The sequence below is a fragment of the Cobetia sp. SIMBA_158 genome (genome assembly GCF_046566945.1).
Classification (GTDB): domain Bacteria; phylum Pseudomonadota; class Gammaproteobacteria; order Pseudomonadales; family Halomonadaceae; genus Cobetia; species Cobetia amphilecti.
Genome location: NZ_JAWJYL010000437.1, coordinates 1 through 267, shown reverse-complemented (window position 1 = coordinate 267; position 267 = coordinate 1). Strand labels below are relative to the sequence as shown.

Annotated in this window: 1 protein-coding gene; it reads right to left on the bottom strand. The window is 62.5% G+C overall.

Annotated elements, in window-relative coordinates; all coding sequences use genetic code 11:
* A partial coding sequence (opgC, locus tag R2R70_RS20595; RefSeq protein ID WP_410978992.1) for an OpgC domain-containing protein occupies nucleotides 1-267 on the bottom strand: 267 nt, incomplete at both ends.

Here is a 267-nt window from a genome sequence, read left to right as displayed (position 1 = left end):
CGCAACGGCCGCAAAACTCACGATGCGCAGGCTCGCGAGATTCTGCTTCATGTAGCCCGGCTGCGGCGTCACTTCGATAAAGAGCCGCACGACCGCGAATGCGACCACGAGTGTGATCGCGAGCACGGTGAGGAGGCGACCGAGCCGCGAGATCTGGAACGCGTCAGTGACCGGATAGAGACGGCACAGCAGTCCGAGCAGGAACATCGCCTGCCACGCGAAGGGATTGAACGACCAGATCGAACCCGGCACCGACGGCAAATAGCG